A 23,190-nucleotide genomic window follows, 5' to 3' on the forward strand; every position below is an offset into this window, starting at 1 on the left:
CATGAAAAAAGCACTGAAAACTGTTGAATTATTGGTTTTACAGTGCTTTTTCTTTTGCAAAAGAGGGACACAAATTTTTCACAAAATAATTAGCACTCACCTCTTGACTCGGCTAATAACATATGGTATAACATACTTAACGCAAAGAAAAGCGTTATACAACAAATAGAACAAAAGTATGAAAATAGTAGAAACACCCGGAAAGGAGGGGTTTTTATGAATATCCAGAAATTTACACAGAAATCTATGCAGGCAATCCAGGATTGCGAGAAATTAGCTTATGAATATGGTAATCAGGAAATCGAGCAGGAGCATCTGCTGGTAGCCCTGATGCGTCAGGAAGATGGTCTGATCCCGATGCTGATTGAAAAGATGGAGATCAACAAACAGCATTTCATGAACAATGCGGAAGATCATCTGGCAAAGAGAGTGAAAGTTTCCGGCGGACAGGTTTATGTCGGTCAGCAGCTGAACAAAGTATTGATCAGCGCCGAGGACGAAGCAAAGCAGATGGGCGATGAGTATGTATCTGTAGAGCATCTGTTTTTGAGTATGATCCGTTATCCGAACCCGGCGATCAAAGAGATTTTCCGTGAATATGGAATCACAAGAGACAGATTCCTCCAGGTATTATCCACTGTCCGTGGCAACCAGAGAGTTGTAAGCGACAATCCGGAAGCTACTTATGATACATTGGAAAAATATGGTTACGATATGGTAGAACGTGCAAGAGATCAGAAACTGGATCCGGTCATCGGACGTGACAGTGAGATCCGAAACGTTATCCGTATCCTTTCCAGAAAGACAAAGAATAACCCGGTTCTGATCGGTGAGCCTGGTGTTGGTAAGACTGCCGTTGTTGAAGGACTGGCACAGCGTATCGTTCGCGGAGATGTTCCGGAAGGATTAAAAGACAAGAAATTATTTGCCCTTGATATGGGTGCACTGGTTGCAGGTGCAAAATACAGAGGCGAATTTGAGGAACGTCTGAAAGCTGTTTTGGATGAAGTAAAGAAGAGCGAGGGCAAGATCATTCTCTTTATCGATGAGCTGCATACGATCGTTGGTGCAGGAAAGTCGGACGGAGCCATGGATGCCGGCAACATGTTAAAACCAATGTTGGCAAGAGGTGAATTGCATTGTATCGGTGCTACTACACTGGATGAGTACCGTGAATATATCGAAAAAGACGCTGCACTGGAGCGTCGTTTCCAGCCGGTTATGGTAGATGAGCCGACGGTGGAAGATACTATTTCCATTCTGCGTGGTCTGAAAGAGCGTTATGAAGTATTCCATGGTGTAAAAATTACAGATGGTGCGCTGGTTTCAGCAGCTGTATTATCTAACCGTTACATTTCTGACCGTTTCCTGCCGGATAAAGCCATCGACCTTGTGGACGAGGCCTGTGCACTGATCAAGACAGAGCTGGATTCCATGCCGACAGAGCTGGATGAACTGAACCGTAAAGTAATGCAGCTGGAGATTGAAGAAACCGCTTTGAAGAAAGAAGAAGACAATCTGAGCAAAGAGCGTCTGGAGAATCTTCAGAAAGAGCTGGCAGAGCTGCGCAGTGAATTCCAGACAAAGAAAGCACAGTGGGACAACGAGAAGAAAGCCGTTGAGCGTGTACAGAAGCTGCGTGAGGAACTGGAAGCACTGAACAAAGAAATCCAGACCGCACAGCAGAATTATGATTTGGAAAAGGCAGCAGAACTGCAATATGGAAAGAAACCACAACTGGAGAAAGAACTGGCGCACGAAGAAGAAATCGTGAAAAATAAAGATATGTCACTGGTGCATGAGAGTGTCAGCGAAGACGAAATCGCAAGAATCATTTCCCGCTGGACAGGAATCCCGGTTGCAAAACTGACCGAGAGTGAACGTAACAAAACCTTACATCTGGACGAAGAACTGCACAAACGTGTCATCGGACAGGATGAGGGTGTTACAAAAGTAACCGAAGCGATCATCCGTTCCAAAGCCGGAATCAAAGATCCGAGTAAGCCGATTGGTTCATTCCTCTTCCTTGGACCTACCGGTGTTGGTAAAACCGAGCTGGCAAAAGCTCTGGCTGCAAGCCTGTTTGACGATGAATCCAACATGGTTCGACTTGATATGAGTGAATACATGGAGAAATACTCCGTATCCAGACTGATCGGAGCACCTCCAGGATATGTAGGTTACGATGAAGGTGGTCAGCTGACCGAAGCTGTTCGTAGAAAACCATATTCCGTCGTTCTGTTTGATGAGGTAGAGAAAGCACATCCGGATGTCTTTAACGTATTGTTACAGGTTCTGGATGACGGTCGTATTACGGATTCCCAGGGTCGTACCGTAGATTTTAAAAATACCATCATCATTATGACCTCCAACCTTGGATCTGCGCATCTGCTGGAAGGTATTGATGAAAACGGTGATATCAATCCGGAAGCAGAAGAACTGGTTATGAACGAGCTGCGCGGCAACTTCAGACCGGAGTTCTTAAACCGTCTGGATGAGATCATTATGTTTAAGCCGCTGACCAAGGATAACATCGGAAATATCATTCATCTGCTGATGAATCAGCTGAACAAACGTCTGGAAGACCGCGAGATTTCCGTAGAACTTACACCGGCAGCAGAGAACTTTATCGTAGAGCATGGGTATGACCCAATCTACGGTGCAAGACCTCTGAAACGATTCCTGCAGAAACATGTGGAGACTTTATCAGCAAAACTGATCCTTGCCGATGAAGTACATGCAAATGATGTCATCCTCATTGATGTGGATGGAGATCATCTGACGGCAAGGGTAAAATAATATAAGGATTATGGGAGTGCAAAGCACGGAGTAATCCGTGTAATCAAGATTTGGGTGTTTTGACACCTAGATCAGATATAGAAAAAAGAGACTTAGCTTAGTTGTAATGACTGGGCTGAGTCTCTTTTTCTATCAATCAAAATGTAAATAATCGGTGCCCGCTTTTACAAGTAAAAGTCAGAAAATATCAGGTATTGTTCATGATATTTGGTTCTTCCGCAATCTCAATCAGGATAACACTGTGGACGGGCAGTGTAACATCAATGATCAGATGATCAGTTACAGTTGCTTCCCGGTAGATGGTATCCGGGCTTGATTTCTGCTGGATATGATCTAAAATTTCAACAGAATCGTACTGGGGGGCTCCCATTTTCAGCCAGAGATCATAAGCGGAGCCGGAAGTGCGGCTGACTTCTGTCTGGCGCATAAGGTAATGTCCGGAGGGGAGATTTAATATGATGCACATGGAAAGGGTGGGGATATTACCATAGCAATCATAACGCTGTTCATAGGACAGAATGGAGGGCAGGTGTTCATCATAATCCAGCGGAAATGCAGTGTGAAACAGCAGAAGCTGGTAATGTGAGCCATTTTTTGTGAGAATATAATGTTCGCCTTTGGATAGAATCGAGTTACTCAACTGATTTAATTGCACAAATGTATAGTAAGATGCCTTTTTCAATCCGTGGATATCCAGCAGACCGGGACCACCACCGAACAACCGGTTTTCCGGAAAGAAATCTTCATTTACATCACAAAGGGAACGAAATCCCAGCATCTGTACCTGAGTGCCGATCAACATCTGCACAGTATATGCAATAAAGGAACTCATAAAGCAGGTATCCCGGGCATAATCTTTTGGATGGTAGGTATTGTTCCAGTCAGAAATGATCACGGGATAGTCAGTAAAGGTCGGATCCTGGTGAACCAGATGCAGAAAATCAAAGAAACTCTGGTAGAGTCCGGAAGCACTTCGATAGGAATGTTCTGTCGTATCAGCGAGATAGCGGTTCTGTATCATCCGGTCGGAAGTATTGAAATTGGAGGCATACAGATGCACGGTCAGAAAGTCCGGGTGCAGTTCGTAAGTCCGGCAATAGTCAAAAAATGCCTGATACCAGGAAAAACCATTTGGAATGGAAAAGTCAGGTCCGGCGAATTGCAGCGCTTCGTCCACCGTTTTTATCGCATTGTAGGTAACACGGTAAAACAGGAAAAAGTTTTCCATCGATTCGTGCCAGTAGCCACCTTTCATTTCCAGATCAGGGGAGGTCCACATATTGAACTTCCAGGTCAGCACTTCTTTTCTTCCATAACGATGGATCAGGTGTTCCATAAAATGTTCCACAAGACGGCTCCAGTTTTTCAGGGAGCGGGGAAAACTGACATTTGGCCGGTGCTGCCAGTTGGCAAACTGTTGCCTGGAAGCAAGCATACGCGGCATAAATCCAAGTTCTGTGTAAGGTTTGATATGAAGTTCACACAGAAAATCATAGATCATATCAATATATTGCCAGTTGTATACCGGAACTTTGTCCGGTGTCTCATAGTAGACAAAGAGATCATCGGAAAATACATTGCGCAGCCGCAGGTGACGGATGGATAATTCCCCGGCGACATTGCGTAGCTGCTGCTGGATATCTCCCCGGAGAAGGTCAGCGGCACGACCGATGGAATAACATAATTCCGGAAGTTTGCAGTGAGCCAGGGAAGGATCTTGTTTTCGTCCATTTAACTCCAGGGTGATACGGTCATTTTTGTCTGTGTCCGGCAGAGATCGTTCTGTTTTTTCTGTCCAGTAATCCCGGAAAAAGGAAAAGGTGGAGGAAGTTTCTTCCGGCGTGTGCTGACGGCTGTGCAGAAGTTTCTGCTCCTTCTGCCAGGCATAAGGTGTAGTGTGAAACAGTTTTTTAAATGCAGTATTATATGTTTTGTAACTGTTGAATCCACAGGAAAGGGCGATATCCAGCAGAGAGTGGTCCGTATTCATAATAAGCGGCAGGGAATTGACAATGCGCAGCTGGTTGATGTATTCCGTCAGTGTCAGTCCCATATGTTCCCGGAAATATTTTGAAAAATACTGCGGATGCAGTCCGATCTGCGCTGCCACTTCCGGCAATGACAGATCTTTTGTATAGTGTTCTGTGATGTAAGTCAGGGCATGGAAAAGCCGGTCATCCCGTGTCTGAGTTCCATGAAGCGCAGATGCAGAAGAAGTGGACAGCTGGTTCAGGATGTAGGACAGCAAATTTCCGAGATGGGACAGTGCATGCAGTTGAGCCCCCGGGGAATGTACGGTATGATAATAAATAAATTTTCCGAATTCCTGACAGAAAAATTCATAGCGTTCCGGTTCGGATTCCGGTGTGACGGTGTGGGTGTTGAGTGTCATGTCAGTAAGCTCCGGAACTGCAGACTGTATGTAGGATTTATGGATGAGAACACTCAGAACCCGGGCATCCGGTGAGAAAGTCAGGAACTGATGGATTTCGTACATATTAAAAAATGTAAAATCATGGGGCTTTAGATGAATCAGCTGATTGCGGCACCGGATGGTTCCGGTTCCCTGCAGCAGAAACAGAAAGTTGAAACTGTCAAAACATTGTGGTTTGCTATTCAGTTTGTCTTTCAGTTCAAACTGGTAAAAAGGCAGGACAGGCATGATAAAATCTCCTTTTATAATGTAAGTTTTTGAAATGATAATAGAAAATAGTATAACATAAATGGAAGAAAAATAATATAAAATGCATAAATAAGGGTAGAAATATAAGGTTAAAAAAACAGAGTAGAATAAAACAACTGAAAAAAGCCAGAAAAAAGTTCTGTTTGGACAAGCCAAAACCGGAAAAAATCCGTAAGATTATGGACATAGAAACGAGCACACAGGTTTAGCAAAAAACCGAAAGAGAGGTATGAGTAAATGAATGAGAAAAAAGAATTGTCTATGTCTGAACGAATCAGCTGGGCACTTGGACAGGCTACCGGCCGTCAGTTTATCACGGCGCTGGTAAGTACATACATTTTGATCTTTATGACAGATGTATTTGGAGTACCGGCCGCAGCAGCAGGTGTCATTATGACAGCCGCAACTGTCTGGGATGCTATCAATGATCCAATCATGGGTGGACTGGCAGACCGTACAAAGAGCCGCTGGGGTACTTACCGTCCGTATCTGTTACTGATTCCGCTGCCATTATCCATCGTATCCGTTCTGTTGTTTGCAGCACCGGATCTGAGCACTACCGGAAAAATTGTTTATGCAGCGGTACTTTATATCTGTTATGGAATGCTTGTAACAGCCATCGAGATTCCATATTATGCAATCCTTCCAACGATGTCCAGAAATGAGATGGAGCGAAATGATGTCATTTCTCTGGCAACGTTTATCGCATCCATCATGATCCTTATTGTAACATCTTTTACAACAAATTTTGTAAATGTGATCGGTGGAGATAATCCGGCAAAAGGATATATGGTATTAGTAGCCATCGGTGCGATTTTGATGTGTATTACAAGCTGGATCGCATTTGCAAAATGTAAGGAACGTCATACGGTTGATATGACACACGAAGAGCATGTATTTAAAAGTGCAGGAAAGCTTCTGAAAGTAAAAGAGATGTATCCGATGATCGCATTCTGGTGTGTAGGATGTATCCTGTTTCAGATTATCATGTCATCTTCTGTTTTTTATTGCATGTACTATCTGATGAATCCTGGCCTGATCGCTACTTACATGTTAGTGATCTCCATCAGTGGTATGGTAGGTGTTATGGTGCTGATGCCGATTCTCCTTAGAAAAGTAAAAGGAAGTATGAAAAAAGCAGTTACATTTACACAGGTTATTGCCTGCGTATGTTATCTGATTCTGTTCTTTGTTGGTGGAAAATCCATTCCGGCACTGTATATCCTGACATTTATTGCATGTATGTTCTCTACCATGACAAATGCATTTCGTCCGATGACTGTTTTCGGAATGACAGATTATGTATACAAAACAACCGGTGAACAGCTGAATGGTACGATTTCTGCTATTGGTGGTTTCTCCTACAAATGTGGAACAGCTATTTCCAATGCGATCCTTGCAGGTGTTCTGGCAGCAACCGGTTATATCGCAAATGCTATCGGGCAGGAGCCGGAAGCAGTTCTGATCGGTATTAATTCCGTTCGTTTCCTCGTTCCACTGGCAGCATCCGTTCTGTATATTATTTTCATCCAGTTCTATCCGGAGAAAAAGATGCAGGAACTTACTGCGAATAGTGAGAAAGCTAACTAAAACCATAAACCAAATAAAAAATGTATTCCTGGAGAATTTCATTTATAAGATTCCGTGAATACATACAAATCAAAGGGGCATTTGTACATGCCCTTTTGGTGGTTGAAGAAAGCGTAGTAGAAAAGAAAGGTGTATTAAAATCAATGAAAAATCAATGGATTACAGATGGAAGCGGAAAACCGTTTTATGCAAGAAAAGAAATTCATCTGACAAAGGAAATCTGTAAGGCCAGGGCAGCAGTCTGCGGTCTGGGACAATTCATTTTTCATATCAACGGGCAGAAGGTAGGAGATCACGAGCTGGATCCGGGCTGGACAAATTATAAAAAACGAATCCAGTATGTAACATTTGATGTGACGGATGATCTGAAAAAAGGGAAAAATGTGATCGGAGCGGAAGTCGGAAACGGCTGGTTTCTGATGCAGAACGAGCATTACAGTTTCCATTTTCCACCTTTTATGCCGCCAAATCCGAATCCGTATGAGGCGTTTGGCGAGAGCCTTGTACTGGCACTGGAACTGACGGTGGAATATGCGGATGGAACCAGTGAGACAGTTTATGCGGATGATTCTTTTAAGGTAAAACCGCATGAGATTACTATGAGCAATGTGTATGGTTCTGAGACAGCCGATGGAGCGGCTTATCCTGCAGGCTGGGACATTGCCGGCTTTGATGACAGTGGCTGGGCAGCTGCACAGCAGGTGGCAGAGGTGCAGGCACCGACTGGAACACTTGTAGAGCAGGATCAGCCGGCTATCAAAGTGATCAGGCGCTACGAGGCAAAATATATTCACAGCGTGGAAGCGGATAAATCTCTGGATATGACAGAACAGCAGGAATCTGATATAGATGCAGAGAATGTTGCAGCAGAGGATCAGAAAACCGGCAGTATTCATCGCGATATTTACGATCTGGGACAAAATATTTCCGGTATGCTGCAGTTTGATGTAAAAGGCAAAAAAGGAACGAAACTGCGTTTTTATGTGGCAGAAAAACTGGATAAAAACGGTGATGTGGATCAGATGGCGAAAAACTGGGTCCTGATCGACAACTGTATTACCTATGTCATTGGACAGGATGATATCTGGGAAACATTCCGTATGAAATTCACTTATTTTGCGGGACGTTACTTTGGGGTGGAAGGACTGGATGAACATACAGAACTTCGCAATATGTATGGAGATGCGATTTCCAGTGCATGGCAGAGGGATGGAAGTTTTCACTGTGATGATGAGCGTTACAATCAGATTTATGACTTGGTGGAGAAAGCTGTGGAAGCAAATATGCTCAGTGTACATACGGACTGTCCGACCATTGAGCGGTTTGCATGGCAGGAGCCAAACCATCTGATGGCACCGTCAATTATGTATATGAAGCGTTCTGATCGTCTTTGGAACAAATTTCTGACGGATCTTCGCATGGATCAGCATACGGCAGAGGACAGCTTTTCTGACGGGCAGGGCGGACGGTTTTATCCGGGGGATGGACTGATGCCATCTCAGAGTCCATGCTATATCCCGAATGTACTTCCGGTACCGGGAATGGGAAGTTTTTATGATATTATTCCGTGGGGCAGTACAAGCATCCTTGGAACCTACTGGCATTATATGTTTTATGGAGATGAGCAGATCATTCGTGATAACTATGAGGCAGGAAAAAAATATCTGGGTCATGAAGCGGCTCTTCGCGATGAAGAAGGATTTATCCATCACGGTCTCGGTGACTGGGGAAATCCGGAACACGCATTGCTGCGCGAGAATGTTGAGACTGCATTTTTGTATGCAGACAGCAAGACAATGGCATACTTTGCAGGCATTCTCGGAAAAACGGAGGAGCAGGCAGAATTTACAGAACTGGCAGAAGAAATCAAAGCAAATTATAATGAAAAACTACTGGTGCAGCACCCGCAGGATGGATACTGGTATTATCAGGCATGGGATCACAAAGATGAGATTTGCATGACGCAGGCCGCAGAGGCATTGCCGTTGTATTGGGGCATGGTTCCGGAAGATAAGGTGGAAGATGTGGTACGTACCTTCCGTCAGACACTGGAAGAAAAAGGTGTGTTCATCAGCGGGGAGGTCGGACTGCCATATATTATTCAGACTGCGAGAAAATATGGTATGAACGATCTGATCTGTCAGTTTATCACCAGAACCCAGCATCCGAGCTACTACGCATTTGTACTGGATGGTGAGACAACACTGGGTGAATACTGGGAGCAGAATCCGAGAAGCCACTGCCATGATATGATGGGACACATCATCGAGTGGTATTACAATGGACTGGCTGGTATCCGTTCGCTGGAGCCGGGATTTGGCAGAATCGAAATCGCACCGTATCTGCCGGAGAGTATGAATGAATTTACCTGCAGCTATAACTCCGTAAAAGGAAAAATTACGGTGCATGTGACACGGGAAAATGGTGAAGTAAAAGTGGAAGCTGATGTTCCGGAAAATATTGAGTATACGATTCTGTAAGATGTTGGGGTCAAAAGATGCCTTACGAATTGTTCCGTACTTCGTACTCCCACAATTCTACCCAATATTCGCATATCGTGAAGCTGACGATCCACTTTTATGCTCATATCGGGGCGGGTCATTAAGCCATAAAACCACTCCTGTGCAAGCACATCGTGGTTTCAGGCTTTTGACCCTGGCATCTTCTGTAAATATGAAGTCATGAACATATTCAAATTTATCGGTTATGTGTACAATATTGAAAAATAGCATGTAAATAATAGTGGATAAGTAATGTAGGGCATGAGTTGTGCTCTGCATTATTGGAAAGGGGAAATTATGGGATATCCAAGAGAAGTGATCGAACAGGTAAAAGAAGCAGTTTGCAAAGAAGCGGCAGAGATGCGCCGGATCAACAAAATCGTTCCGGTGACTGGTAAACGACTGCAGATTACACAGCCGGATCGACAGATCGACGTGGTTTTTTATCCATCAGAGAAAGAACATGCACCGTTGATTCTTGGTTTCCACGGCGGTGGATTTCTGTTTGGAGGATGTGCTATGAATGATGCTATGTGGAGCGAGACGGGGGCACAGCTTGGAGCTGCCGTGGCATCTGTTGAATACCGAAAGAGTCCGGATTACCAGTGGAGAGAGGCCCTTGCGGATGCCTATGATGCAGCTGTTTATTTTCAGAATAACGCAGAAGAATATGGTATCAATAAAAATGATATCTCTGTGATGGGATGCAGCGCCGGAGCAAATCTGGCAGCATCTGTCTGCCTGTATGCAAATCAACAAAAGAATCATCTTTTTCAGAGACAGATTCTTATGTATCCGTTTCTGGATTCTGCGACAGATCCTGACAGCAAAGGAAAAGGAAGCCTGGAAGGACCGATCAAGTATGTATTTAATGAATTGCATCGTAAACCGGAGGAAGCCAAAGTTCCGCTAGTCTCCCCTGTTTTTGCTGAAAAAAAAGAATTAGAAGGACTTCCGAAAACCATCATTTGTTATGCGGATCAGGACAATCTGAAAGCAGAAGGACAGAAATATGCGGAGATGCTGCGAAATGTAGGTGTCGGTGTGGATGATATGGTGACGATAGGAATGCCGCATGGTTTTTATGAGAGTGGTTTTGGAAAAATCAGTGAGGGAGAGATGGATTTCCTTGGGGATGATGTCAAAGAGATGATCCGAAACGGAAAAATCGCACAGGCTTCACAGGAGTGTCTGGAGTTTATCAAAAAACATTTTTAAATACTGCAAGAGTAAAATAATACAAGAATAGAATAATTAAGAGGCTTAGCTTAGTGTAATGACTGGGCTGAGTCTCTTTTCTCTCAGATTTTGGAATGATCACTTTGAACGCAAACCGCAAAGAGAATGTGTTTATGAGCAAGTAACGGAAGTGGATTGCGAATGTTCGATTTACAATAACTTCATGGCATGATACAATAAAATATCATTGTGACGGAGTTGTTTTTATCTGGAATAGAATTTTTAAAGAAGAATACAATAAACGAAATTAGTTTGACCTAATAGTAATAGAGGAGATGTGTGGAAAATGGAGGATTTAACGTGAAAGAATATTTTATCAGTGAGATTGATATAGACAAATTGTATCATTTGTCGGATATAAAAATACAACTGGATTCGACGAAACGCCAGCATCTTCTGCTGACAGGAAAAAATGGTTCAGGAAAGACATCGTTGTTGTTAGAGATAGAAAAATTTTTGAAGGCCATAAATGATGAAAAATTTTCTAAGTTGAGAGGGTTTTATAAAGATGCATTAAATAGAGCCAAGGTTAATATAGAATCTGCAGCCAGTGAGAACGATAAATATGAAGCTGAAAAGCGGTATAGAATTTATGCAGATGAAATTGCAAAATATAGCGATGGTGTTCGAATTACCCTGAATGAATGCGATGGCATAGAAAAGGCATACCAAGATGGAAAATTTATAATGGCATATTTTCCATCTGAACGAAAAGCACAATTTGATGTACCGAATGGGGTAGAAAATATTGAATTGTCCAAAGCATACAGAATAGATAATAGTGCAGGAGCAGTTTTGCTTAAATATATGGTACATTTGAAAACGCAGCAATCTTATGCACAAAATGCAGGCGATGAATCTGTTGCGCAAATGATTCAGAAGTGGTTTGACAGATTTGAATCAGCATTGAGAATTTTACTGGATGAGCAGTCTGTCCATCTAGAATACGACTATAAGCGCTATAATTTTAAAATTTGTCAGAATGGACGAGAACCATTTGGTTTTAATGAATTATCGGATGGATATTCTTCCATTATTTATATGGTTTCGGATTTAATTCTGCGAATGGATAAGAATTGGCTGTTAGGGGATGAACTGAGTCAGTATAATTATCAGGGAATTGTTCTGATTGATGAGTTGGAGACACATCTTCATATTGAATTACAGAAAAAGATCCTTCCGTTTTTAACAGAATTTTTCCCCAAAATCCAATTCATTGTGACAACACATTCTCCTTATATTTTGAATTCTATTTCAAATGCAAGGGCTTATGATTTGGAGAGACATGTTGCATTGGATAATTTATCGGCATTTTCTTCCGATGATCTTGCAGAAGGATATTTTGAAGCGGATGAATATTCTGATGAATTAAAAAAACAATTGGCAAGGTATGAAATCCTTTGCTTCAGTGATGAAGTGACAGAGGAGGAACGAGCAGAGCGGGCAGAACTCAGAATCAAATTGAAAAATATGTCTTCGGAACTTTCAGGAACAGCAAAAGAGAAGTTTGAGGATATTGAGCGGAGAAGAAAATTAAATGATCAGAATTAAAAGAAAAGATACCGCACAGACACAGCTTGCAATTAAGGATTTAGAGGAAGCAAGTCAGCGTGGAAATTCTTATAATACAGAAAATGTAAATCGTGCGTTAAAAGCAGTATTTTATGGAAAATGTTACATCTGTGAAAATAAACACGCTACATCGTATCAGATTGAACATTTAATACCGCATCATGGCAATGCACGGTTGAAATATGACTGGAACAATTTGTTTTGGGCGTGTGCGCATTGTAATAATATAAAATCTGACAAGTATGAGCCGATTTTAGATTGTACAAAGCGTTCAGTGGAACAATTAATTGCATTTCGTAAAAAAGGCTATTTTGGTGCAGAGGAAAAACTGGAATTTACGCCATTGGTTTCTGATGATGAGGAAGTGGAACAGACGGTTTCTCTGCTTGAAGATGTATATTATGGAACGACACCGCAGAAAAAGATAGAGGCGCAGATCATACGAAAAAATTTGCGAAAGAATCTCTCAAAATTCAAAGAGTATGTAAGAGAGTATCAGGAAGCGGAAGATGCGGTGGAAAAAGACGATATAGGAGAACTCTTGAAAAGAGAACTCAATAATAGTTCTGAATTTACTGCATTTAAAAGATGGCTGATCTGGGACAACGAAATGTTTTCAGAGATAGAAAAGTATATTCCGAAAAAAGATTGATTTTAGAGAAATAAAAATTGGTACTTGAATGTGCAATTATTCAAGTACCATCCTAATTTTGCCTCAATTTTATTATTGCACAAAGACTTATATTGCGGTAAGCTTCCTCAATTTAGGATTAGGAACCTTTGGGGCTTGCTGAGGAGTGTGAAAATTGAGTACAAGCATGGTCAAAAATGTTTCCAAATTAACCACCTCCTATATGTAATGATACCAAATAATAAATGAAGAGAAAAGATACTGCGTAAAAAGTAGGAGACTTAGCTTAGTTGTAATAATTGGGCTAAGTCTCTTTTTTTAAGCCGCATTTTTTCCGGTAATCTCTTGGTGTATCGTTGTATTTCACCTTAAAACTGTTATAGAAATAGCTGCTGTTGCTGTAGCCGATGGCTTCCATGATCTGCTCTACGCTCAGGGAACTCTGGCTCAACAGATAAGCAGCCTGTTGCAATTTACGTTCCTGTAGAAGCTGCTTGAAATTTTTCTGTAAATGCTTTTTTAACAGACGGCTCACATAATAGGTGGGCTGTCTGATCTGTGCGGAAATCTCCGCAAGTGTCCCTGATTTATAATGCGTCTCAATATATTGCAAAATCGTAAAAATCTGTGTCTGTTCGTACTGTTCCGGCACCGGGCAGTTTAATTTTTCTGCAAATACGGAGAGGTTCATCAGAACCAGTCCCATGGTCGTCTGGTTGATGGTATTTGTGTTCTGTTTATTCCAGAAAATTGTCCATATCATGTTTTCCAAAAGATTCAGCACCGGAGGAATATCCTTTGCGGAAAAATGCAGATAACTGTAGAGGGAAGTGCTGCCGGATAAAGCACTCAGCAGAAAATCTCGTAAAATGTTTTCCTGCTCGATCATGGAGACTGAACGGTCAAAAAATTCCGGAAGAATGATGAAATTCACAGCAATATCGTTTTCCCCGGCCGGTAATATCTCATGGGAGGCATTCTGGTTCAGAAACAGAAGATCACCTTCCTGCAAAACCAGCTTGTCTGTACCGTTTAGAATGTGTGTGGTCGTTCCGCTGCACATATAAATCAGTTCCACATAGTTATGCCGGTGTCGTGGAAAATGTACAAATCTCGTATGAGGACGAACTTCGATCAGACATCCTTTTTCCAGCAGTTTTTTGCTGTCAATGGTGAAATCAGATGGCTTTGCAAACTGCGTGGTATAGAGATTCGACTGAATCTGAGAAGCACCCTGAAGAATGAGCCTTTCCTCTTCTGTGACCTGTCTGAGTTTGTTCAGTAATTCCTCCTGCATGTCTTTCCCCTTTTCTATCTGTGTGAGTCTGAACTGAGTTTGCATCCGGATTTTCAGACATCGTAAAAATGGAATTCCGTATCTGCAAATAAAGTCCTGTTTTTTTGAAAATAAAAGCCTAAAAATCTATCTGATATCATTATAAAATAATCCCATGAAAATGCAATGGAAGAATTGATGGAATGGTTTTTCTAAGGGATATTTTTTGAATTTTAATTGAAAATATGAAGATCAATTTGGATAGATTAGCAGAATAGGAAAATAGCAGAAGGGAGAATTGCATGAAATATTATCTTGCAGTGGATATCGGGGCTTCCAGCGGAAGACTGATCCTGGGACACCGGGAAGAGGGAAAAATGATTCTGGAAGAAGTACACCGTTTCGGAAACGGAATGGAAATGCAAAACGGGCATCTTACCTGGGATGTGGATCAGCTGTTTGCTGAGATTATTACCGGAATGAAAAAATGTGCGGAACTCGGAAAATTTCCGGAGAGTATCGGCGTAGACACCTGGGCGGTAGATTTTGTGCTTCTGGATGCACAGGATCAGCGGATTGGTGATGCAGTCGGATACCGTGATCACAGAACACAGGGGATGGATCAGAAAGTTTATGAAGTGATCGGTGAGGAGAAACTTTATCTGCGCACCGGCATTCAGAAGCAGCCATTCAATACGATTTATCAGCTGATGGCTGTAAAAGAGCAGACACCGGAACAGATGGAGCAGGCAGAAACGCTTCTGATGATACCGGATTATCTGCATTTCCTGCTGAGTGGACAGAAAGTGACGGAATATACCAACGCTTCCACCACACAGCTTTTGGATCCGCAGACAAAGGACTGGGACTGGGATCTCATTGATCGGTTGGGCTATAAGAGAGAACTGTTCCGGAAAATTTGTCTTCCGGGTACAAATCTTGGAAGTCTGACACCGGGGATCGCCGCAGAGGTTGGATTTAACTGTGCGGTAGTCGTTCCGGCAACACATGATACAGGAGCAGCAGTTATGGCTGTCCCGGCAGCAGATGATCAAGTGCTGTATATCAGTTCCGGCACATGGTCTCTGATGGGAACCGAAGTGAAAGAGGCTATCTGTACCGCAGAGAGCCAGAGGTACAATTTTACCAATGAGGGTGGATATGATTACCGGTTCCGTTATCTGAAAAATATTATGGGAATGTGGATGATCAATTCCGCACGAAAAGAGCTGGCACCGGATATGAGCTTTTCTGACATTTGCGAAGGTGCGGCAAAGCAGAGCATTTCTTCCATCGTAGATGCGAACTCTGACTGCTTCCTTGCACCGGAGAGCATGACGAAGGAAGTACAGAACGCCTGCGCTGAGAGTGGTCAACAGGTTCCGAAGGGCATCTGGGAAACAGCGGCAGTGATTTACAACAGTCTGGCAGAATGTTATGCGCAGACAGCTCATGAAGTTGAAAAAATGACAGGTGTATCGTATGACTGCATCTATATCATTGGCGGAGGAGCAAATGCGGATTATCTGAACCGGCTGACTGCAAAAGCATGTCAGAAAAAAGTCTGTGCGGGACCGATCGAGGCAACCGCTATCGGAAATATTTCCGCGCAGATGATCGCTGCCGGTGAACTGGAAAATTTAAAAACTGCGAGAGAATGTATTTATCATTCTTTTGACATCGCTGAATATGAAGCATAGAGCAGATATCAATCTGTTTTTATAGAAGAGAAATAAGAAATATGGAAACAATAAATATACTACGAAGTATGGAGAGGAGTCATATGTTAGTAGAAACAAAGGCAAAAATTGGTGTTTTTTCTATCGCACTGGGCGCATATCTGCCACAGTTCCCGTCTCTGGTGCCGGAATTTGAGCAGCAGTATGAAGCGTTCAAAAAGACAATTCCGGACACGGTAGAAATTGTGGACGGAGGAATTGTTACAACAAAAGAGTTATCTATGGCAGCAGGTGATAAATTCCGTGCGGCAGATGTAGATTTGGTTATTTTACAGCTGCTTACTTACGCAACAAGTTATAACATGCTTCCAGCGATCCGTGATCTGAACGTGCCGGTGGTTCTGGTAAATGTACAGAAGAAAAAAGCGCCGGATTATGAACATACAGATACAGCTACCTGGCTGGGCGAATTATATGCATGTGGTGCAGTTGGTGAGATGGTAGCAGATCTGGAGCGTGCCGGAAAGAGACATGCTGTTATTACAGGCGTGGTAGAAGGCGGCGATGCATATGTGGCACAGGAGATTGATGAGTGGTGTCGTGCAGCGCAGGTAAGAAGAAGATTCCGTTATACCAATATTGCACAGATCGGCAGACCGTATCCGGGCATGATGGATCTCTACATTGATGAGACCAATCTTTACAACCGTATGGGTCTGTATACCAAGCAGTTTGACTGGGAGAAAATGTGGGCCATCGCAGATCATATCACTGATGAGGCAGCCATCCGTGCAAAAGCAGAAGAAATTCTTGATACTTTTGATATCGAAGGCGGAGCCACTGTCGAGACTGTCTGGGATATGGCAAGATACGTGGTTGCTTTCGAAGAATGGGTAAAAACAGAAGACATTGCACTTGTAGCATCCCATTATGATGGATTTGCACAAGGTATTGCAGGAAAATTGGACAGTATGCTGATTCCGGCATTTTCCATGCTGATCAAACAGGGTACCGCCTGTGCCGTAGAAGGAGATATGAAAGTAGCTATGGCCATGAGCATCCTGAAAACAATTTCCGGAACCGGTCAGCTCTCTGAGATGTACTCCATCGATTTCAACAAAGACATCTGCATTATCGGACATTCCGGATCCGGCGATGCGGATATTTCACAGGCACGCAAACCGTCGATGAAGATTGTTGATGTCTTTCATGGAAAAACAGGCGGCGGTTATCTGACCCAGTTCTATCCGCCGACAGGAGATGTGACTTACCTCGGAATCACACAGGATAAAGACGGACATTTCAAATTTGTTGTGGCAGAAGGCGTAAACGAGGACGGACCGATCTTTACTTTCGGTGATACCAATATGAGAACCAGATTTTCCATCGGTGCAAGAGAATTTTGCAACAGATGGAGCGAGGCAGGTCCGACTCATCATATGGCAGCAGCAGTGGGAAGACATATTGATACGATTCTGAAAGTTGCAAAAATATTGAATGTACCTGTTGATATCATTTGCAGATAACAGAGATACACAGAAAAATATGTCATGCATTGCATGATGTGCATCTCGCAGCAAGAATGGAGAGGGCATTCTTGAATGAAATAAACAAGGATAGCAATAGATAAAAAAAGAAGTGGCTGTGTGTGCAGCAGATTGGAGAAATTATGAAATTTTTAGATGCAGAATTTGTACAGGGATTTATCAGAATGGCAGATGACGGCTGGAATCAGGGTTGGCATGAGAGAAACGGCGGAAACCTTTCCTACCGTGTGAAACCGGAAGAAGTAGAGAATGTAAAAGAAAACTTTGAAGCAAAAGAGTGGCAGCCGATCGGCACAAGCGTACCAAACCTCGCAGGCGAGTATTTTCTTGTAACCGGCAGTGGAAAATATTTCCGTAACGTCAGCATCAAACCGGAAGACAGCATCTGCATGATCGAACTGGATGAAAAAGGTGAGAATTACCGCATCGTCTGGGGACTTGTAAACGGCGGCAGACCGACTTCTGAGCTTCCAAGCCATCTGATGAACCTGGAAGTAAAGAAACTGCAGGATGAGAGATATCGTGTGGTATATCATGCACATACAACAAATATTATTGCTCTGACATTCGTGCTTCCGTTAGAGGATCGTGTATTTACAAGAGAGTTGTGGGAAATGGCTACCGAGTGTCCGGTTGTATTCCCGGATGGTATCGGTGTCGTTCCGTGGATGGTTCCGGGCGGAAGAGAAATCGCCGTTGCCACAAGTGAATTAATGAAAAAATATGATCTGGCGATCTGGGCACATCATGGAATGTTTGCAGCAGGATTTGATTTTGACCTGACATTCGGACTGATGCACACAGCAGAGAAATCAGCAGAAATCCTGGTGAAAATGTTATCCATGAGACCGGATAAGCTTCAGACTATCACACCGGATGATTTCCGCCATCTTGCAAAAGATTTTAACGTAACGCTTCCGGAAGAATTCTTATACGAGAAATAAGATACTTATAAAAAACTGGTTTGGAATCAGAAAACGTGTTGGAAAAATGCCTATAAAAATGGCAATTATTTTAGAAAGAGAAAGGATGAGAAACACTATGGCAAACCGAATCAACTTGAACCAGACATCTTATCATGGAGCAGGAGCAATCGAAGAGATTGCAAATGAAGCAAAAGCACATGGATTTAACAAGGCATTTGTCTGCTCAGATCCGGATCTTATCAAATTTCATGTAACAAGCAAAGTTACTGATATTCTTGATAAAAATGGTCTGGAATATGAGGTATACTCAGATATTAAACCAAATCCGACCATCGAAAATGTACAGCATGGTGTTCAGGCGTTTAAAAATTCCGGCGCAGATTATCTGATCGCAATTGGAGGCGGTTCTTCTATGGATACTTCCAAAGCGATCGGCATTATTATCGCAAATCCGGAATTTGAGGATGTGAGAAGTCTCGAAGGTGTGGCACCGACAAAGAACCCTTGTGTACCGATCATCGCAGTTCCGACGACAGCAGGTACAGCGGCGGAGGTTACGATCAATTACGTTATCACAGACGTAGAGAGAAAACGTAAATTTGTATGCGTAGATCCGCATGATATGCCGATCATTGCGATTATCGATCCGGAAATGATGTCTTCCATGCCAAAAGGACTGACTGCATCTACCGGTATGGATGCATTGACACATGCAATTGAGGGATATACGACAAAAGCTGCATGGGAAATGACAGATATGTTCCATCTGAAAGCTATTGAACTGATTTCCAAATCTCTTCGCGGAGCCGTTGATAATACAAAAGAGGGACGTGAAGGAATGGCCCTCGGTCAGTATATTGCCGGTATGGGATTTTCCAATGTAGGACTTGGAATCGCACATTCCATGGCTCATACACTTGGCGCTGTTTATGACACACCGCACGGTGTAGCATGTGCAATGATGCTTCCGATCGTTATGGAGTATAACCAGGAGTGCACCGGTGAAAAATATCGTGAAATTGCAAGAGCAATGGGTGTACAGAGTGTAGATGCAATGTCTCAGGAAGAGTACAGAAAAGCAGCTATTGAGGCGGTTAAGAAACTTTCTGCTGATGTTGGAATCCCGACAAAACTGGATGCGATCAAAGAAGAAAATCTTCAGTTCTTAGCTGAATCTGCTCATGCAGATGCATGTGCACCGGGCAATCCGAAAGATGCAAGTGTAGAAGATCTGAAAGAACTTTTCCGCAAGATCATGTAATTTACAAACATCTTTTCTTACTTAGTGCGAAAAGATACACATTGTAAATAGCGGGCACAGATTATTTTTTCTTGAGAAGCGATTGTTAGCTCGAAAGACAAAATAATCTGTGCCCGCTTTCATAAATTTCCGTAATATAAAAGATGCACCACATGAAAGAGCCCCGATTTGGTTAGGATCGGGGCTCTTTCTTTGCTTTGTATATTGTAAAATAGAGGGAAAATGTTAAAAAAGTTTTATCGAATAATCAATCAAAAAACAAGATAAAATAATTATTTTTTGATGATTCGTGTTCCTGTTGTACCGTTTACACCGTCTTTTGCTTTCTGTAAAAGGGTGATGAGGGCGGTACGTCCCTCGCCTGATTCGGCAAATTCTACAGCTGCCTGTACTTTCGGAAGCATGGAACCTGGAGCAAAATGTCCTTCTTCCATGTACTGTTTTGCCTCTTCGACAGAGATGTCATTGAGCCATGTCTCTTCCGGAGTACCGAAGCGGAGTGCTACTTTCTCAACTGCAGTCAGAATGATCAGGAAATCTGCATTTAACTGCTGTGCAAGGAGACAGCTTGCAAAGTCTTTGTCGATAACTGCTCCAACACCTTTTAAATGGTTTCCGCGGCGGATTACAGGAATACCACCGCCACCGCTGGCGATGACGACTTCGCCTGCTTCTAAGAGATCTTTGTGTCGATTTCAATGATTTCTGCCGGTTTCGGAGAAGCAACGACACGACGATAGCCGCGTCCTGCATCTTCCATGACCTGAATACCGCTGCTGGCTACAGCAGCATCGGCTTCTTCTTTGGTCATAAACTGACCGATTGGTTTGGTTGGATGCTCGAATGCAGGATCATTTTCGTCCACACGAACCTGTGTGATCACGGTGGCAACATTTTTCTTGATGCCGCGGTTTAATAATTCCTCTTTTAATGCATTCTGAAGATCGTAACCAATATATGCCTGACTCATGGCAACACAGACGGAGAGCGGTGTGATTGCCGGATGAGAAAGTTCTGTTTTGGAATATGCTGCCATTGCATTGTTGATCATTTCGATCTGGATGCGGGAGATTTTCATACCGCAGATGATTTTTATACAGGAACAAAAGCTGCGATAGCAGGAGGAACCACATCAATCCTTGATTTTACCACGCAGGAAAAAGGGCAGACCTTAACCGAAGTACTGGATGTCTGGCACAAAATGGCAGATGGAAAAAGCTCCTGTGATTACGGTTTTCATATGTCGATCACAGACTGGAATGATGAGGCAAAAAAGGAAATCAAAGAAATGACCCGTCAGGGGGTCACTTCTTATAAATTATATATGGCGTATGATAATCTCAGAGTAAATGACAAAGAATTATTTGAGATTTTGTCAGCAATCGAGGAAGAACACGGCATCGCAGGTGTCCATTGTGAAAACGGTGACATCATCAAGGCGGTGACAGAAAAACTCAAAGCAGAGGAACGCAACAGCATACGCCTGCATCCGAAGAGCCGTCTGGCAGAGGCGGAAGCCGAGGCCGTCAACCGGTTGCTGACGATTGCAAAACTGGCAGGTACACCAGTGAATATCGTACATTGAAGTTCCAGACAGGGATTGAAAGTAGTTCAGAGAGCCAGAAAAGAAGGTCAGCAGGTATTTGTAGAGACCTGTCCGCAGTATCTGATACTGGATGAGAAAGAATACAACCGTCCGGGATTTTCAGGAGCTGCTTTCGTATGTGCACCGCCGCTTCGAAAAAAAGAAGACCGGGAGGCACTCCGGGAAGCTGTTGCAAAGGGCGAAGTTGATATGCTTGGCACTGACCACTGCAGTTTCAATATGAAAGATCAGAAGACGCGTGGTAAAGATGATTTTACCAGAATTCCGGACGGCTTAAGAGGATGCCCGGTGGCAGAGTATGGCAAGGTTCATACCGAGTAAAAAGGAAAATACATTCACAGAACAGCGCGTCAGCTGTAACAAACGGATACTGAAAATCTGTATTCAAAAGTTTGCTTGTAAAGCAGTAATGTACTGCATTATAATAAAAAAGATGAAATAGTTTATTTCACAATTTAAAAAGAAAGAAGGATATGATTATGAAACAGTCAATCAACGTAAACGGAGCACCGGCAGCAGTAGGTCCATATGTACATGCTGTAAAAACAGGAAACATGATCTTCATCTCCGGTCAGTTAGGGTTAAATCCGGCAGACGGTACACTTCCGGAAGGTATTGAGGCACAGACAATTCAGAGTCTTGAGAATGTGAAAACAATTCTGGAAGGCACAGGATCTGATTTTGATCACGTTGTAAAAACAACAATCTTTTTAGCTGACATCGCTGATTTCGGTAAAGTAAATGAGATCTATGCAAAATATTTTGCAAATGAAGTACCGGCCCGCTCCTGCGTAGAGGTAGCAAACCTCCCGAAAGCAGCTCTGGTAGAGATTGAAGCAATTGCTGTTGAAAAGTAAGAAATACAGGAATGTATACAAGGACGACGGGTTAAACCAAAATAAGTTTTAGCTAATTCTTGACACTGCCTGTAAGAAAAAATAAAATAAAAACCGAATGTTAGGGTAATCTTATAGGCAGGAGGCAAGAATTTGAAAACAGAAACATTACATGTTACAGAAACAGAAGAAAGGATTCTGAATGCGGCACTGAAAGTTGTAAATGATGTTACGATCAGTGGAACCAGAATGCATCTGATTGCAGAAAAGGCAGACATGGTCCAGTCAAATGTTCACTATTATTATAAAACAAAGCAGGAACTGTTAAAGGGGCTGCAGGAGTGGATTTTAGAAGAATGCTACGATATGCAGCAAGTGAGCAAGAAATCAAGCAAAGATACACTGGAAGATCAGTTACATATTTTCTTTCAGCAGAAAAAAATACTGCTGACAAAGAAGAAAGAATATGATTTTGCAGAAATTGATTTTCTTGTTCAGACAAGGATTGACGCAGACATCAGAGCACGTTTTCAGGAAGCATATGCGGTTTGGAGAGATAATATCCGGGAGATCATTATTCGTTTTTGCCCGAATATGGACGAGACAGACAAAGAACTGATTCCGTACATGGCAGTATCGTTGCTTGAGGGGGCTTCGATCCAGGTGCTGGTGGATGGAAAAGGTTTTGACGCAGATAGTTATTTTGCATATGCAGAAGAAATGGTGCTTGAGCAGATCAGAATTGCAATGGAGAAAAAAGAAGGGGAATTTTAATCCAATTTTTACAGGAACTTTACTATGTGGATACGAAAAGCTTTTCTGTACACTTCTGTTTGATTGAATAATCAGTCAAAACTATGTCTTACTATATCATATCTGTCGCTGTACCGGATATAAAAAAATCATGGATGCGGTAGAGGTGGCCGCAAAAATCAAGTGGGAAGGAAAAGGAATCCCGAAAAAAGAAAACTTTTTATTAGCAGTGCTAACGAATACCATAAATACAATTCATAAGTGGAGCGGTTGTAAAACGTAAATTGTCTG

At 42.6% G+C, this 23,190-nt stretch carries 16 protein-coding genes and 1 pseudogene; 14 read left to right on the forward strand and 3 right to left on the reverse strand.

Going from position 1 to position 23,190, the window contains the following annotated elements; translation table 11 throughout:
- Positions 1–216: 216 nt before the first annotated feature.
- Positions 217–2,799: an ATP-dependent chaperone ClpB gene (gene clpB / locus ACIRUQ_RS02040; RefSeq protein ID WP_055290945.1), complete on the forward strand. Its 2,583-nt coding sequence runs from the start codon at positions 217–219 to the stop codon at positions 2,797–2,799.
- Between the two features lie 187 nt (positions 2,800–2,986).
- Here the strand turns inward: clpB and ACIRUQ_RS02045 are convergent, their stop codons facing one another.
- Positions 2,987–5,461, reverse strand: a complete 2,475-nt coding sequence (locus tag ACIRUQ_RS02045; protein WP_044963953.1) for a GH39 family glycosyl hydrolase — start codon at positions 5,459–5,461, stop codon at positions 2,987–2,989.
- A gap of 258 nt (positions 5,462–5,719) precedes the next feature.
- Between ACIRUQ_RS02045 and ACIRUQ_RS02050 the strand changes: the two genes are divergently transcribed.
- The 5 genes from ACIRUQ_RS02050 to ACIRUQ_RS02070 all read left to right on the forward strand — a co-directional run bounded on the left by ACIRUQ_RS02050 (position 5,720) and on the right by ACIRUQ_RS02070 (position 13,036).
- The gene (locus ACIRUQ_RS02050) at positions 5,720–7,072 is read left to right on the forward strand and encodes an MFS transporter (RefSeq protein ID WP_021739673.1); all 1,353 of its coding nucleotides are present in this window, start codon (positions 5,720–5,722) and stop codon (positions 7,070–7,072) included.
- A 143-nt stretch (positions 7,073–7,215) separates the two neighbouring features.
- Entirely contained in the window at positions 7,216–9,552 is a 2,337-nt protein-coding gene (locus ACIRUQ_RS02055) for a family 78 glycoside hydrolase catalytic domain (RefSeq protein WP_044963966.1), read from the forward strand.
- Between the two features lie 318 nt (positions 9,553–9,870).
- Entirely contained in the window at positions 9,871–10,791 is a 921-nt protein-coding gene (locus ACIRUQ_RS02060) for an alpha/beta hydrolase (protein WP_044963951.1), read from the forward strand.
- A 321-nt stretch (positions 10,792–11,112) separates the two neighbouring features.
- Positions 11,113–12,363 (forward strand): AAA family ATPase, encoded by a 1,251-nt coding sequence (locus ACIRUQ_RS02065; RefSeq protein WP_154314131.1) that lies wholly within the window; start codon positions 11,113–11,115, stop codon positions 12,361–12,363.
- Positions 12,350–13,036, forward strand: coding sequence for an HNH endonuclease (locus ACIRUQ_RS02070; protein WP_055290943.1), 687 nt, complete (start codon positions 12,350–12,352; stop codon positions 13,034–13,036). The genes ACIRUQ_RS02065 and ACIRUQ_RS02070 overlap by 14 nt, the downstream gene beginning before the upstream one ends.
- A 283-nt stretch (positions 13,037–13,319) precedes the next feature.
- Here the strand turns inward: ACIRUQ_RS02070 and ACIRUQ_RS02075 are convergent, their stop codons facing one another.
- Entirely contained in the window at positions 13,320–14,312 is a 993-nt protein-coding gene (locus ACIRUQ_RS02075) for an AraC family transcriptional regulator (RefSeq protein ID WP_044963949.1), read from the reverse strand.
- 281 nt (positions 14,313–14,593) lie between these two features.
- On the opposite strand from ACIRUQ_RS02075, the gene rhaB reads away from it, so the two are divergent.
- The 4 genes from rhaB (at position 14,594) to fucO (ending at position 19,704) form a co-directional block, all read left to right on the forward strand.
- Positions 14,594–15,991 (forward strand): rhamnulokinase, encoded by a 1,398-nt coding sequence (rhaB, locus tag ACIRUQ_RS02080; RefSeq protein WP_021739667.1) that lies wholly within the window; start codon positions 14,594–14,596, stop codon positions 15,989–15,991.
- A gap of 83 nt (positions 15,992–16,074) precedes the next feature.
- Positions 16,075–17,496: an L-arabinose isomerase gene (locus tag ACIRUQ_RS02085; RefSeq protein WP_022035875.1), complete on the forward strand. Its 1,422-nt coding sequence runs from the start codon at positions 16,075–16,077 to the stop codon at positions 17,494–17,496.
- A 143-nt stretch (positions 17,497–17,639) separates the two neighbouring features.
- The gene (gene rhaD, locus ACIRUQ_RS02090; RefSeq protein WP_022035876.1) at positions 17,640–18,461 is read left to right on the forward strand and encodes a rhamnulose-1-phosphate aldolase; all 822 of its coding nucleotides are present in this window, start codon (positions 17,640–17,642) and stop codon (positions 18,459–18,461) included.
- A gap of 97 nt (positions 18,462–18,558) precedes the next feature.
- The gene (fucO, locus tag ACIRUQ_RS02095) at positions 18,559–19,704 is read left to right on the forward strand and encodes a lactaldehyde reductase (protein ID WP_022035877.1); all 1,146 of its coding nucleotides are present in this window, start codon (positions 18,559–18,561) and stop codon (positions 19,702–19,704) included.
- A 272-nt stretch (positions 19,705–19,976) separates the two neighbouring features.
- Here the strand turns inward: fucO and arcC are convergent.
- A pseudogene (gene arcC, locus ACIRUQ_RS02100) lies at positions 19,977–20,764 on the reverse strand (carbamate kinase); the annotation flags it as partial.
- Between arcC and ACIRUQ_RS02105 the strand changes: the two are divergent.
- The 4 genes from ACIRUQ_RS02105 (at position 20,708) to ACIRUQ_RS02120 (ending at position 22,920) form a co-directional block, all read left to right on the forward strand.
- Entirely contained in the window at positions 20,708–21,289 is a 582-nt protein-coding gene (locus ACIRUQ_RS02105; protein WP_055290941.1) for a hypothetical protein, read from the forward strand. The pseudogene arcC and the gene ACIRUQ_RS02105 overlap by 57 nt on opposite strands.
- Positions 21,290–21,304: 15 nt before the next feature.
- Positions 21,305–21,631, forward strand: coding sequence for a hypothetical protein (locus ACIRUQ_RS02110; protein WP_055290939.1), 327 nt, complete (start codon positions 21,305–21,307; stop codon positions 21,629–21,631).
- A gap of 158 nt (positions 21,632–21,789) precedes the next feature.
- Positions 21,790–22,167, forward strand: a complete 378-nt coding sequence (locus tag ACIRUQ_RS02115; RefSeq protein ID WP_044963945.1) for a RidA family protein — start codon at positions 21,790–21,792, stop codon at positions 22,165–22,167.
- Between the two features lie 132 nt (positions 22,168–22,299).
- Complete coding sequence (locus ACIRUQ_RS02120) at positions 22,300–22,920, forward strand: TetR/AcrR family transcriptional regulator (RefSeq protein ID WP_055290937.1); 621 nt, start codon at positions 22,300–22,302, stop codon at positions 22,918–22,920.
- Positions 22,921–23,190 lie beyond the last annotated feature (270 nt).

This window comes from Eubacterium ramulus (genome assembly GCF_045002895.1).
In the GTDB taxonomy this organism is placed as follows: Bacteria; Bacillota; Clostridia; order Lachnospirales; family Lachnospiraceae; genus Eubacterium_I; species Eubacterium_I ramulus.